Raw genomic sequence first — 13,115 nt, forward strand, 5'->3', positions numbered from 1 at the left:
CGCTTTGCCGTGCCAAAACGGGTCTGTGTTAAGAGATCGTTCAGCACCCTCTGGCAGATTGTTAAGCTAAAGAAGCGGTAAACTGCGCGTTACGAGGTTGGTCATGAACGAGGATTTCTGGAAGACGGTGGAAGGTCGTCACTCTTATTCCGATAAATCCAGTCGCACCGGCGTTCTGAACGTCGCATTGCTTTTCGGCACGGCCGTCATCGCCCTGTCGTTGATCATCACACCCATGCTCGCCGGAAAGTCTTCCACGCGTGTGGCGCAGTTTCCCGACAATTACGACATGATCAGCACCGGCTCCATCAAGAAGACAGATGTGGGCAAGACATACTCCATCCGCCGTAGCATAACACAGCCGATGCCGGAAATGCCCTGCGTGGTGACGGGCTACAGCAATGAGAGCGGTTGCTGATCGTTTACCATTGTCGGTAACCGATCTCTCACATAGCCCGTCTAGAATAAGCCGACTTCAATAGGTCATATTGCCGGCTGGCGGATTGGGCATATTCTGTGCTGCGTTCATTTATCGATTTCTGCAGGAATGAAGACGGCGCCAGCGCCGTTGAGTATGGCCTGATAGTGGCCGTGATTTCCGTCGCCCTTGTCGGCGGCGCGAGCGCCATCAGCAGCAACATCAATGCCCTGTTTCAGTTCATCGCCGATACCTTCGCCAGTTTCTGAAACGGTCATTCTTGCGTTCAGGATAGCTTGACTTCCCTGGTCTTCAGGGCGTCCGCCAGGCGCACTTTGGCGGAGCCGGGCTTCAGCGGTTTCTGCTGGCTCTCATGCGGCGCCCAGCCCGAGACATAGATGACGGAGAATGTCGCCCTTATGCGCCCATCCGGATCGGCATAACGTTCAGCATAAAGCTCTGCCGCCCGCATGAAAAAGGCACGGTTGAGCGGTCGTCTGCTACGGCCTGCCAGCGGATTGGCCATGCCCATCGCACGCAGGTCGCGCATCAGCGGGAAAATCGAATCGTAACGTACCGTGTAGGTTTCCGCGTCGGTGACGGGAAGCGCAAAACCGGCGCGTTGCAGAAGCGCGCCGACATCGCGCACGTCGGCGAAGGGAATGACGCGCGGGCTTGCCCCGCCGGTCAGTTCCGCCTCTGCCGTCAACAACACGTCGCGCAGTTCCTGCAGCGTCCCGCTGCCGGGAATCGCGCCGAGAAACAGGCCGTCCGGCTTTAATGCCCGCCGGATCTGGATCAGCGCGCCGGGCGTGTCGTTGGTCAAATGCAGGGCAAGCGGTGAAACGATGAGATTGGCGGAGGCCTCTTCCAGCGGCAGATGCTCCATGGATGCCGCCTCCGGAATATTTTCATCCGTGGTGAAACGGCTTTCCGTCTCTATGCGGCGAATGGAATTCACCTTTCCCGTCTGTGCCAGCCGCCGGGCGGCAACGCCGGTGCCGCCATGCAGCTCGATGGCGGTCTCGAACTGGCGTTCGACAATGGCAAGCCTGTCTGCCAGTTCTTCAGCCGCCATGTCGAGAAGAAAAAGGGCTTTGTCGTCGCGCCGGTTCCACGCCCGGCGACGGTTTTGTTCAATCACGGCCTGGTCAAAAAGAATGTCCATCGTCTTGCCTGCTCGGCCTCTGGCGCCATCGGTACGGCGGGGCCGCATTCTGTGTCATGCCGTTTCAGGCATTGCTTTTCCGGCATCAGCCGGAATGATCTGTCTCGCAAAGGCACCCGTTCGGCGCTAAAGTCAACCTCATGGGTGCTGGTGAAGGTCTGTTTTCGGGGATGCTATCGAAATCCGCGGTCGTACCGCGGGTCGCACGAGACGTGTTGCGTTCGGTCTTCCGCATGATTTACCCGCCGACCTGTGCCGGCTGCACCCGCATGATCGGCGCAGAAGGGGCGTTGTGCCCGGAGTGCTGGCGGGACATTGTTTTTATCGAGCGTCCTTATTGCGAAATTCTCGGCATTCCCTTTGTCCGCGACCATGGCGAAAACATTGTCAGCGCCGAGGCCATTGCCGACCCGCCGCCCTTTGACCGTCTGCGTGCCGCCGCCAGCCATCAGGGCGTCGCCCGCAAGCTGGTGCACCGTCTGAAATATCAGGACCGGACAGAGCTTGCGCGGTTGATGGCGTTGTGGATGCTGCGAGCAGACGACGGAGCGGTCAGCGCCTGCGATTGCATCGTGCCCGTTCCTCTGCATCGCTACCGCTTCCTGCGCCGCCGTTTCAACCAGTCCGCCGAGCTTGCGCGGCATCTGGCCCGGGCGGCTGACAAGCCTTTGCTCGCCGGCACCCTGCTGCGGGTGAAATCGACGGAGCGGCAGGTTGGGCTCTCGGCAATCGCCAGGCGTGACAATATGCGGGGCGCTTTTGCTCTCGCGCCTGGTCGGGAAGCGGATGTTTCAGGCAAGCACGTGGTGCTGGTGGATGACGTGTACACCACCGGCGCGACAGTGCGTGCGGCAAGCCGGGCCCTCCGAAAAGCGGGTGCTGCGGAAGTGACAGTTTTGACCTTTGCAATGGCCATTTCCGGTCCTATATGAAGCCGTAATGACATGAGGAAACCGTGCGCTTGACCGCACGTTTGCGAGGCTTTGAAAACATGGCACCGGTGACAATCTATACGCGGGATTTTTGTGGTTATTGCGCGCGCGCCAAGGCGCTGCTGGATAGCAAGGGCGTGGATTATGCCGAATATAACGCCACGACGACGCCCGAATACCGGCAGGAGATGATCGAGAAATCGGGCGGAACGACCTTCCCGCAAATCTTCATCAATGGCCAGCACGTGGGCGGCTGCGATGATCTTCATGCGCTGGACCGCGCCGGCAAGCTGGACGCGATGCTGGCGGCCTGATCTGCCCGACCGACGGAGGAAATCATGAGTTTCAAGGCTGCCGCCATTCAGATGCGCTCCGGTGTCGATACGGCGAGGAATGCCGCCGATATGGATCGGCTTGTGCGCGCCGCCGCGGCCGAAGGGGCTGTTTATGTTCAGACCCCGGAAATGACGGGCGCAATCCAGAAGGACAGGCAGGCGCTGCGGGCCCAGCTGCGCGACGATGATGGCGATATCATCGTCGCGACCGCCGCACGCCTTGCCCGCGAACTCGGTATTCACGTCCATGTGGGCTCTACGGCTATTGCCCGCCCGGACGGCAAGATCGCCAATCGCGGCTTCCTCTTCGCGCCGGACGGCTCGCGCATCTGCAGCTATGACAAGATTCACATGTTCGATGTCGATCTCGACAATGGCGAGAGGTGGCGCGAAAGCGCCGCTTACGAGCCCGGCGAGGTGGCGCGCATCGTTGAACTGCCGCTGGGTAAATTCGGCTTCGCAATCTGCTACGACGTCCGTTTTCCGCAGCTTTTCCGGGCGGAAGCTCTTGCCGGCGCTGAGATCCTGACGGTTCCCGCTGCCTTCACGCGCCAGACCGGGGAAGCCCATTGGGAAATTCTGCTGCGCGCCCGCGCCATTGAAAACGGCGCGTTCGTCATCGCCGCCGCTCAGGCGGGCGTACATGAGGACGGGCGTGAAACATTCGGCCATTCCATCATCATCGATCCCTGGGGTAAGGTTCTGGCAGTCGCCGGCGGCGCTGGCGAGGAGATCATCTTCGCCGAGATCGATACATCGCTGGTGGCGACCGCCCGTGGAAAGATTCCCAATTTGCGCAATGCCCGGGAGTTCGGGCTGGATACGGTCATTCCCCTCAAACCTGTGGGAGGTGAGGCAGCGTGATCCGGTATGCGCTAGCCTGTGAAAAGGGCCACGAGTTCGAAGGCTGGTTTGCCGGTAGCGACGATTTCGATGATCAGTTGCAGCGCGGTTTCCTCTCCTGCCCGGTTTGCAATTCCGCGCAGGTCTCCAAGCTTTTGATGGCGCCGTCGGTTTCCACCGCCCGCAAGAAGGACGAACGCCAGACGCTCGCCATGGATGCCGCCAGAAAAGAGGCGCTTGCAAAAATCCGCGAGGCCGTCGCCAATATTCGCGCCACTGCCGAAGATGTCGGCGACAGGTTTCCCGAGGAAGCCCGCAAGATCCATTATGGCGAAGCGGACGAGCGGGGCATCATCGGCAATGCCTCGGTGCAGGACGCCAGGGCCTTGCTGGAAGAGGGCATAGAGATCGCACCGCTGCCGGTGCTGCCCGACGACGTCAACTGAATTTCAGAGACATCGCTTACGGAGCGCCCGGCGTTACCCCTGCGCCGGGCGCTTTGCCAGCATCATGTAGTTGACGTCCATATCCGGCGAGAGGTTCCAGCGATCCTGCAGCACGTTGTAGAAGACGCCTGTCCGGTGGATGATATCCATTCCGCTTGCAACCAGCGGCCGCTCAAGCTCTTCCGGGCGAACCAGCTTTTCATATTGATGTGTGCCGCGCGGCAGCCAGCGCAAAACATTTTCGGCGGCAAAGATCGCCAATGCCCGGGCTTTCAGCGTGCGGTTGATGGTGGCCGCGAACATCAGGCCGCCGGGGCGTACCATTTTCGCGCAGGTGGTGACGAAGAGATCGACATTGGCCACGTGTTCGACCACCTCCATGTTGAGGATGACGTCGAAGGTTTCGCCGGCTTCCTGCAGCTGTTCGGCCGTCACCGCGCGATAGTCGACGCTGACCCCGCTTTCACGGGCGTGGGTGGAGGCGATGCCGATGTTCTTTTCCGAGGGATCCGCGCCTACCACATCGGCGCCCATGCGGGCGACGGGTTCGGAGAGAAGACCGCCGCCGCAGCCGATGTCGAGAACGCGCAGCCCTTCCAATGGGCGGTGCGCCTTCGGGTCCCGGCCGAAATTGTCGCAGATGCGGTTGCGGATATATTCGAGACGCACCGGATTGAATTTGTGCAGCGGGCGGAACTTGCCGGTCGGGCTCCACCACTCTGCGGCCATCGCGGAGAAGCGATCCACTTCGCTCTGGTCGACGGTCGTCTGTGCGGTCTCGCTCATGGCTCTGCTCCATATTGCTGTTGCATTGAAGTCGGACGATTGCCCCCCGAAGTCAAGACCGGAGGCTTTCTCCGGCAGCGATTTATCGGGCGCTCATTGCCGCAGGGGAACTGATGCGGCCCCTCATTTGTTTCATGCTGCGTTCATGGAAGAGCGCGTATTTTCCGATCGTGGCAGTATGCGGAACGCATGCTCGTCCATCGAACAGGATGGATGCCGACAAGGGCAAAGCGGGCCTTTGCTTGAGGAGAAAGAAGTGAAGAAAAAACTGTTTGGCGCAATTGCGCTGGTGGCCATGCTCGCCGCGCCGGCCCTTGCCGAAGCCGCAACGCGGGGATTCGCCACCGCGAATGTGAATATGCGCTCCGGTCCCAGCACAGCCTATCCGGCTGTTGTCGTGATCCCCGTCGGCGCACCATTGACGGTACACGGCTGCCTGTCCGATACCCCGTGGTGTGATGTGTCTTTCGTCAACGGTCGAGGCTGGGTAGCCGGCCGCTATATCCAGACGACATTCCGGCAAAACCGGGTCTACGTCGAGCCCCGTTATTATCGCGATCTCGGCGTTCCCATAATCACCTTCGAAGCTGGCCGGTATTGGGACCGTTATTATCGCGATCGCGACTTTTACCGCGAACGTGACCGTTGGCGTCGCCCGCCGCCATCAGGCGGCTACTGGAACGCCCCGCCCCCGAGTGCTGGATGGGATCGCCCACGTCCGCGTGACGACTGGCGCGATGGCCGCCGCGATGAGTGGCGTGATGGCCGCCGCGATGAGTGGCGTGATCCCCGCCAGGGCGGTGGTCCGAATGATGGTCGTTGGGAACGTCGCTACGGCGACTGGAACCAGGGCGACAGAAATCAGGACAGGCCGCGTCGCGACGACGACCGCCGCCGTTGGGAAGATGAAAATCGCGACCGCAACCGTCAGTTCAACCAGGATGATGGTCAGCGCCGCCCCGAGCGTCGTGTTCAACCTGAAGAACAACGACGTCCCGAAGGCCGTGCTCCGTCACAGGAGCAGGTTCGTCCACCCGAGCAGGCACCCCGGAGCTATCGAGCTTGTGATCCGGCGGATACGGAATGCCTGTCGAGACAATAAAGCTTAGACTGGGGGGAATACTTGCCAGTCAAACATGATTTGTGAAAAAATGTCCCCGGTTTTTTGCCGGGGACATTACACTTGTAGGAAGCGCTTCCAGTATGCCTCCGTAAAACGCATCTGGCGAGGCTATACACCCGCGCACTACTTGGTTGCTTCCAGACTTTTGATCGATGCGTAGGTGTTTGCTACTTCGTGGTGGTGGCAGCCTTGCTGGCACGGACCTTGGGTTTTGCGGCAGCTTGTGCATCCGGTGCCGCCTCTGCCGCAGCGGCCTTGGGAGCGGCCTTCTTGCGCGTTGCGGGCTTCGTCGCTTCCGACGTCTTCAGCAGCGAAAATTCATGTTTGGCCTGTTCCCAATGGTGCGCATCGCGCCCGTGCGGGTGGCCTTCCTTTTCCCAGAGTGTATATGCGCGTTTACTGATCCATTCGTGTTCCGAAACCTGCATGCTCGTCTCCCGTTGCTGTTTACAGCGCCTATGAGAAGGCGACATTCCGCTTTGGTCCGGCACACGCTCGACAGGAATCAATGCCGGCATTTCCAGAGGCCATTACATGCCATGATTTTCCGGGCGTCAAGCAAACATGCTGCATTGCGAAAACCGATTTCTGGCATTTTCTGCCCGTTAAAGCGGTTTGAGCGAAAGACGTTCCTGCAACGCAAGATCAACGTTGCGTGATTGCGCCAAGGCCGCCAAGATGGCCGAACGAACGGGCAGCGGAGGAGGCGGTCTTGGAGCGGAGAATGGAAACGGATGCGCAGGTCATCGTCGAAAAACAGGGAGGGGCGGGCATCATTCGCCTCAACCGGCCGAAGGCCATCAACAGCCTGACCTTGCCTATGGTGCGCGACCTGTTCCATGCGCTTCAGCGTTTCGAGGAGGAACCCGGCGTTGCCTGTGTGGTGTTGACCGGAGAAGGGGACAGGGGGCTTTGCGCCGGGGGCGATGTCCGTATCATTCACGATCTCGGCAAGGCGGGGGACCCACAGGTCCTTGATTTCTGGCGGGAAGAATTTCCGCTCAATTATCGTATCGCCCACTTCGGCAAGCCCTATGTGGCGCTGATGGATGGCATTGTCATGGGCGGCGGCGTTGGCATTTCAGCCCATGGCAGCCATCGTATCGTCACGGAGCGCACAAAGCTCGCCATGCCGGAGACGGGCATCGGCTATTTTCCTGACGTTGGCGGGTCCTGGCTTTTGCCACGGGCGCCGGGCGAATGCGGCACCTGGCTGGGGCTGACGGGCAATGCCGTTACTGCCGCCGACGCCATCTATGCGGGCTTTGCCGATTATCTTGTTCCTTCGGATCGCCTTGGCAGGCTGGTTCAGGATCTATCGCGATCGGTGGATACGGACAGTGTTGAGACGGCCATCACGGCGCACGCTATTGAGGCCGGCGAAGGCATCTTATCCCTCAATCGGGAGATCATCGACGCGACATTCCGTTTTGACACGGTCGAGGAGATTTTTGCCGCGCTCTCGGCGCGCCAAGATGCATTTTCACGCGAGACCCTCGAGGTTCTGCAAAAGCGCTCCCCCACCAGCCTTAAGCTGACCCTGAAGCTGCTGCGCCTGGGTCGGGAAAGCGCGAGCCTCATCGAATGCCTTGAGCGGGAATTTGCTGCCGGCACGGAGATATTGCGCCAACGTGATTTTTATGAGGGCGTGCGCGCTGCCCTCGTCGACAAGGATCGCAATCCCCGCTGGTCGCCGGCGCGGCTGGAAGAGGTGCGGGAGGAGGACCTTGCGCCCTATCTCGCCGAGCATTCCGGCAACCTTTTTCCCGATCATCGCCTTTAGTGAGGCGCAAAAGAAATCCGGGTTCGGGGCCTATATGAAATCCTCGCCTTCCAATTGAATATTATTTGGGCGAAATTTCCAATCCACCCTCCGGCAAGGGATAGTTGTTTCTCGCGGGCGTTGCTGCCGCCCGCTATGTTGAGCACCATTCGAATTGCCGGGGGTATTCATGAAACGTCTTCTCATTATCGGAACTGCCATCGCCGCTCTTTTTTCAGGTGCGGCGCAGGCGCAGTCTCCGACTACCATTCTCAACGCGTCCTATGATGTCGCCCGCGAGGTCTTCGCGGCCGAGAACGAGGCGTTCATCAAGCAGCATCCGGGCGTAACCGTCGATCAGTCGCATGCCGGCACCTCCAAACAGGCGCGTGCCATCGTCGAGGGTCTTGAAGCCGATGTCGTCACTTTCAACCAGGTGACCGATGTCGATTTTCTGGTGAAGCAGGGTTTCGTTTCCGCTGACTGGCAGAAGGATTTCCCGAATGACGCATCGCCCTTCTATTCCTTCCCCTCTTTTCTTGTCCGCGCCGGCAACCCCAAGGGAATCAAAGACTGGGACGATCTTGTCCGCGACGACGTGAAGGTCGTTTTCCCCAATCCGAAGACCTCCGGTAACGCCCGTTACACCTATCTCGCCGCCACGGCCTACGCCAAGGAAAAGTTCAAGGGCGACGACGCGAAGGTCCAGGAATTCGTCAAGAAAATCTTCGACAATACGCCTGTTTTCGACACGGGAGGCCGCGCTGCAACCACCACTTTCGTGGAGCGTGAAATCGGTGACGTCTTGATTACCTTTGAAGCGGAGACCCGTGGCATCGCCAAGCAATATGGCGCCCAGAAGGTGGAAGGCGTCGTGCCCTCCGTCAGTCTGCTGGCCGAATTCCCGGTTGCCGTGGTGGACAAGGTCGTCGACAAGCGTGGCTCTCGCGATCTGGCGAAAAGCTATCTCGACTTCCTCTATACCGAAGAGGGGCAGCGCATCGCCGCTGAATTCGGCCACCGTGTCCATAATGAAAAGGTTGTCGGTGAGTTCAAGGACAAGTTTCCGGCTATCCGCCTCGTCAACGTCAATGACGTTTTCGGTGGCTGGACTAAAATCCAGAAAGAGCATTTTGCATCCGGCGCGACGCTTGATACGCTCTACGGCAGCCGCTAATCACAGCGACAGCAACATTTGAATGACCCGGCGGGAAACTGCCGGGTCGCTTTTTGATTGATGGGGGCGGGGTTTGAAGCGGAATGTTCTGCCGGGGCTGAAACTGTCCCTTGGCGTTACCCTCACTTACGTTGCCATCATTGTGCTTTTGCCGCTCTCGGCGCTTGTGTTCAAGGCGGCAAGCCTCGGGCCCGCTGAGTATTGGTCCATCATTTCCTCGCCGCGGGCCGTCGCCAGTTACCGTGTCACCGTGCTCTGCGCACTGGCCGCAACCCTGTTCAATGTGATCTTCGGACTTGCGCTCGCCTGGGTGTTGACGCGCTACCGCTTTCCCGGCTGGCGTTTTGTCGATGCGATCGTCGATCTTCCCTTCGCGCTTCCCACCGCCGTCGCTGGCATCGCCCTCACGACGCTGTTTGCCGGCAATGGCTGGTTCGGCTCGGTGCTGGCGCAATTCGGCATCAAGGTGGCCTATACGCCGCTTGGCATCATGGTGGCGATGGCTTTTACCAGCCTGCCCTTCATCGTGCGCACCGTGCAGCCGGTGCTGGAAGACCTCGATCCGGCGCTGGAAGAAGCGGCGCAGTCGCTCGGTGGTTCCGATCTTGAAATTTTCCGCAAGATCATCCTGCCGCTCCTGACTCCGGCTCTGCTCGCCGGTCTCTCGCTCTCTTTCGCCCGCAGCCTGGGTGAATTCGGGGCAATCATCTTCATCGCAGGCAATCAGCCGTTCTCGACGGAAATCACCGCTCTGCTGATCTTCATCCGGCTCGAGGAATATGATTATCAGGCGGCAGCGGCCATCGCCTCCGTGTTGCTTATCACCGCCTTCGTGATGCTGGCGGTGACCAATTATCTGCAGGCGCGCGCGCTTCGATATACGGCGAGGGGCTGAGAAGATGAGCGGCGTTTCCTCACATCGCAAACCGCCCCGTGTCGGCGATGCACCTCTTGTGCGCCGCAGCCTGATCGCCTTCGTGCTCATCATCGGCACGCTTCTCGTTGTGGCACCGCTCGTCATCATCGGTGTGGAAGCGTTCTCGCAGGGCTGGAAGGCCTATTCGGCCACCATCACCCATCCGGATACTCGTCACGCCATTATGCTGACGGTGCTGACCGCACTGATCGCCGTGCCGGTCAATACGGCCTTCGGTGTTGCAGCGGCATGGTCCATCACCAAGTTCGATTTCCCGGGCCGGCGCTTCCTGCTGGTGCTGATCGAGATACCTTTCTCGATTTCACCGATCGTTGCCGGTGTCGCATATCTCTTCGTATATGGTTTGCAGGGCCTGTTCGGGCCGTTCCTCGACGCGCATAATATCAAGATATTGTTTGCGCTTCCCGGCATCGTTATCGCCTCAATGTTCGTGACTGCGCCTTTCGTGGCGCGTGAACTCATTCCGCTCATGCAGGCGCAGGGTCGTGATCTCGAGGAGGCGGCGACCTCGCTTGGCGCATCCGGCTGGCGAACCTTCTTTTCGGTGACCTTGCCGAACATCAAATGGGCGCTGCTTTATGGTGTCGTGCTGTGCAACGCCCGCGTAATGGGAGAATTCGGCGCCGTATCGGTCGTGTCAGGCAATATTCGCGGTCAGACCAATACGCTGCCGCTGCATATCGAGCTGCTTTATCACGATTACCAGACGGCTGGCGCTTTCGCCGCGGCGTCGATCCTCGCGACCCTCGCCGTCGTCACCATCATCGCCAAGGTGGCGCTGGAACGGCGCGGCGCAGGGCGCGGGCGTAAAAAGACCAACGGCGATGCCGCCATCGCCACGGAGACCTGATTCCCATGAAAATCCGCCTCGAAAATGTGGTGAAGACCTTTGATACGTTCCGTGCCGTGCGCGATGTTTCGCTTGATATCGAAAGCGGCGAGCTTCTGGCGCTGCTCGGTCCGTCAGGCTCCGGCAAGACCACGATTTTGCGCATGGTCGCCGGCCTCGAATATAGCGATGGCGGCCAGATTTTCTTCGGGGAGGAGGATGCCACCAATATTCCGGTGCGTGACCGCGGTGTGGGGTTTGTGTTCCAGCATTATGCGCTGTTTCCGCATATGACGCTCAACGAAAACATCGCCTTCGGCATGAAGGTTTCGAAGGTGAACCGGGACAGGGCGGCTATCGCCGCGCGCGTCGAAGAATTGCTGCGACTGGTGAAGCTCGATGGCCTGGGCGACCGTTTTCCCGCGCAGATTTCCGGCGGCCAACGGCAGCGTGTGGCGCTGGCGCGGGCGCTTTCGGTCGATCCCAAGGTGCTATTGCTGGATGAGCCTTTCGGAGCGCTGGACGCCAATGTGCGTCGCGACCTGCGCCGCTGGCTGCGCGAGATCCACGATTCGCTCGGCATCACGACGATTTTCGTGACGCATGACCAGGAAGAGGCGCTCGATCTGGCCGACCGGGTCGTCATTCTCAATCAGGGCGAAATCGTGCAGCAGGGCACGCCGAAGGAGGTCTGCCGCCAGCCGAACAGTGCCTTCGTCATGCGCTTTCTGGGAGACGCCAACCGGGTTGCCGGTGTGGCGCGCGGCGGAAAGGTGTATGTGGGTGAGAATGAACTGCCCTTCTCCTATGCTCAGGGCGATGGCGCGGTTGATATTTACGCGCGTCCCGGCGATCTGGAGTGGGAAGACCTGCATGAAGGCATACCGGCCTCCGTGGAGCGCGTCCTTGACCGCGCCGGTGAGCGCCGGGTGATCGCCAGTACCGACGGCGGCGATATTCTGGAATTCGACGTGCCGCCCGAAAACGACGTCGCCGCCGGAGATCGCGGTTCCGTCATCATTCGCCGGGCGAAGATTTTCCCGGCGCCGTAAGGCGCGAGGGCCTTTGCCCGCTTAAAACAGAAGTTCGAATGCGCTTTCGGCTATTAGCCTGCCGTTGATCACAAGGTCGACCCGGTGGACACCGGGATAGTGTTTGCGGGTCGTAAAATCACGTATGGCTCGGCTGATTGACAATTTACATGTCTCGCCGGGCGGAAGCTCGACTTCCTTCCACTTGAAGACCTTTGCGGAGGCATCGCCGCTCTTCTTCACATAATGCACGGCGTAATCGATCACCAGCTTTTGCCGGCTCTTCGCCGTCGAAGTGAAAGAGGCGGAAATCCGCACCGGATTGCCGAGAGCGACTTTTGCCGGCAATACCTCGAACGCCGCAAGTGTAATCTGCGCCTCCTCATGCGCCCCGAGATGGGCAAGCGCTGCGCTGTCGCCCTTCTTGATCAGCGTGCGCAAGGCCTGCCGCATGATCCAGCGTGTATGCGGGTTGTCCTTCGGCCATTCATCGATGAGCGCCAGCACAAAAGCGGGATTATCCTTGGTGATGTCGTTCAGGTGGTTGGCGACGGATTTGCGCACATAAAGCGCCTGGTCTGCTTTCATGGTGTCGAGGATCGCGGTAACCGGCGAGGGATCATCGATCAGGGGCTTGAGCTGGAATGACCATGGCAGGCGAGGCCGGCAGCCTTCGCTTGCAAGCCGCCGCACATGCTCATTTTCGTGCCGTGACCAGGTTTCCATCACGGCAAGGGTGGCGGTCAGGTCCTTTTGCAGGAAATGCCGGATGGCGAATTCCGAGGAGCCAAAGCGGGTGAAATATTGCAGCGCGTCCATGGAAAGATCGAAATCATCAAGGCCGTAAAGCGCGACATACTCCGGAAGCGAAATCGAAGCGAAACCGTTGCCGATGCCGGGCGCTGCGGCGGTGAGGATTTCGATGTTGCGGGCATAGTCGCCGGGAAGCGTCGCATGCAGGCTTGTTGCCACCTGCCGCATGCGCTGCATGATGCCCAGCGCTTCAAGGTTTTCGGTGGCGAGCGCCATGAAGGCGGAAGCGTCGAAGGGCGGATGAACGGCCCTGGTCTGATCGGCGATATGCTGCAGTTTCTCGTGGTTGAAGATTTCCTTCAGTGCCGGTGCCGCCGTGTCGCTCATAATGTCCTCAAAGTTCACTTTTTGTTCTTTTAGGGCAGGAGGAGAGGCGAGGCAAGGGAAGACTAAGTCGCTTTCGAATACTGCTGACGGACCGAGCGCGTGCCACAAACGTCTTCTGCCCGTCCGAGGAGAAGTTCGCGGTAGCGGGATGAGGAGGCAAGGTCAGCGAAAAGTCGCGAGCTTGCCCC

General features: G+C 59.8%; 16 protein-coding genes. 12 read left to right on the plus strand and 4 right to left on the minus strand.

Features of this window, described 5'->3' with window-relative positions; translation table 11 throughout:
- The first annotated feature begins 103 nt into the window (after window positions 1–103).
- Both FHW77_RS02035 and FHW77_RS27050 read left to right on the plus strand, forming a co-directional pair.
- The gene (locus FHW77_RS02035; protein ID WP_003585635.1) at window positions 104–418 is read left to right on the plus strand and encodes a hypothetical protein; all 315 of its coding nucleotides are present in this window, start codon (window positions 104–106) and stop codon (window positions 416–418) included.
- Between the two features lie 98 nt (window positions 419–516).
- Window positions 517–687 (plus strand): Flp family type IVb pilin, encoded by a 171-nt coding sequence (locus FHW77_RS27050; RefSeq protein WP_006698497.1) that lies wholly within the window; start codon window positions 517–519, stop codon window positions 685–687.
- 17 nt (window positions 688–704) lie between these two features.
- Here FHW77_RS27050 and FHW77_RS02045 read toward each other — a convergent pair whose 3' ends face one another.
- Complete coding sequence (locus FHW77_RS02045) at window positions 705–1,586, minus strand: methyltransferase domain-containing protein (RefSeq protein ID WP_003585636.1); 882 nt, start codon at window positions 1,584–1,586, stop codon at window positions 705–707.
- Window positions 1,587–1,726: 140 nt separating this feature from the next.
- On the opposite strand from FHW77_RS02045, the gene FHW77_RS02050 reads away from it, so the two are divergent.
- From FHW77_RS02050 to FHW77_RS02065, 4 genes are read left to right on the plus strand one after another with little or no spacing between them, the layout of a single operon-like run.
- Window positions 1,727–2,518, plus strand: coding sequence for a ComF family protein (locus FHW77_RS02050; RefSeq protein WP_035211661.1), 792 nt, complete (start codon window positions 1,727–1,729; stop codon window positions 2,516–2,518).
- A gap of 59 nt (window positions 2,519–2,577) precedes the next feature.
- Window positions 2,578–2,832, plus strand: coding sequence for a glutaredoxin 3 (grxC, locus tag FHW77_RS02055; protein ID WP_003585640.1), 255 nt, complete (start codon window positions 2,578–2,580; stop codon window positions 2,830–2,832).
- Window positions 2,833–2,856: 24 nt separating this feature from the next.
- Entirely contained in the window at window positions 2,857–3,717 is an 861-nt protein-coding gene (locus FHW77_RS02060; protein WP_003585643.1) for a carbon-nitrogen hydrolase family protein, read from the plus strand.
- Complete coding sequence (locus tag FHW77_RS02065; protein ID WP_003585644.1) at window positions 3,714–4,142, plus strand: DUF1178 family protein; 429 nt, start codon at window positions 3,714–3,716, stop codon at window positions 4,140–4,142. The genes FHW77_RS02060 and FHW77_RS02065 overlap by 4 nt, the downstream gene beginning before the upstream one ends.
- A gap of 33 nt (window positions 4,143–4,175) precedes the next feature.
- Here FHW77_RS02065 and ubiG read toward each other — a convergent pair whose 3' ends face one another.
- Entirely contained in the window at window positions 4,176–4,928 is a 753-nt protein-coding gene (ubiG, locus tag FHW77_RS02070; protein WP_003585646.1) for a bifunctional 2-polyprenyl-6-hydroxyphenol methylase/3-demethylubiquinol 3-O-methyltransferase UbiG, read from the minus strand.
- Between the two features lie 256 nt (window positions 4,929–5,184).
- On the opposite strand from ubiG, the gene FHW77_RS02075 reads away from it, so the two are divergent.
- Window positions 5,185–6,030, plus strand: a complete 846-nt coding sequence (locus FHW77_RS02075) for an SH3 domain-containing protein (RefSeq protein WP_003585648.1) — start codon at window positions 5,185–5,187, stop codon at window positions 6,028–6,030.
- Between the two features lie 188 nt (window positions 6,031–6,218).
- On the opposite strand, the gene FHW77_RS02080 is transcribed toward FHW77_RS02075, so the two are convergent.
- Window positions 6,219–6,479: a DUF2934 domain-containing protein gene (locus FHW77_RS02080; RefSeq protein ID WP_003585650.1), complete on the minus strand. Its 261-nt coding sequence runs from the start codon at window positions 6,477–6,479 to the stop codon at window positions 6,219–6,221.
- A gap of 296 nt (window positions 6,480–6,775) precedes the next feature.
- Between FHW77_RS02080 and FHW77_RS02085 the strand changes: the two genes are divergently transcribed.
- From FHW77_RS02085 to FHW77_RS02105, 5 genes are all read left to right on the plus strand, one after another.
- Complete coding sequence (locus tag FHW77_RS02085) at window positions 6,776–7,834, plus strand: enoyl-CoA hydratase/isomerase family protein (RefSeq protein WP_003585651.1); 1,059 nt, start codon at window positions 6,776–6,778, stop codon at window positions 7,832–7,834.
- A gap of 169 nt (window positions 7,835–8,003) precedes the next feature.
- Window positions 8,004–8,990, plus strand: coding sequence for a thiosulfate ABC transporter substrate-binding protein CysP (gene cysP, locus FHW77_RS02090; protein WP_003585654.1), 987 nt, complete (start codon window positions 8,004–8,006; stop codon window positions 8,988–8,990).
- Window positions 8,991–9,063: 73 nt separating this feature from the next.
- Window positions 9,064–9,885, plus strand: coding sequence for a sulfate ABC transporter permease subunit CysT (gene cysT, locus FHW77_RS02095; RefSeq protein ID WP_003585655.1), 822 nt, complete (start codon window positions 9,064–9,066; stop codon window positions 9,883–9,885).
- Between the two features lie 4 nt (window positions 9,886–9,889).
- A complete protein-coding gene (gene cysW, locus FHW77_RS02100; RefSeq protein ID WP_003585656.1) occupies window positions 9,890–10,777 on the plus strand; it encodes a sulfate ABC transporter permease subunit CysW in 888 nt (295 codons plus the stop codon).
- A gap of 5 nt (window positions 10,778–10,782) precedes the next feature.
- Complete coding sequence (locus FHW77_RS02105; protein ID WP_003585657.1) at window positions 10,783–11,808, plus strand: sulfate/molybdate ABC transporter ATP-binding protein; 1,026 nt, start codon at window positions 10,783–10,785, stop codon at window positions 11,806–11,808.
- A gap of 21 nt (window positions 11,809–11,829) precedes the next feature.
- Here the strand turns inward: FHW77_RS02105 and FHW77_RS02110 are convergent, their stop codons facing one another.
- Window positions 11,830–12,927 carry a DNA alkylation repair protein gene (locus tag FHW77_RS02110; RefSeq protein ID WP_003585658.1) on the minus strand — a complete coding sequence of 366 codons (1,098 nt, stop codon included), beginning with the start codon at window positions 12,925–12,927 and terminating at the stop codon, window positions 11,830–11,832.
- Between the last annotated feature and the right edge of the window lie 188 nt (window positions 12,928–13,115).

Source organism: Agrobacterium sp. RC10-4-1 (genome assembly GCF_014138475.1).
Lineage (GTDB): Bacteria > Pseudomonadota > Alphaproteobacteria > Rhizobiales > Rhizobiaceae > Agrobacterium > Agrobacterium pusense.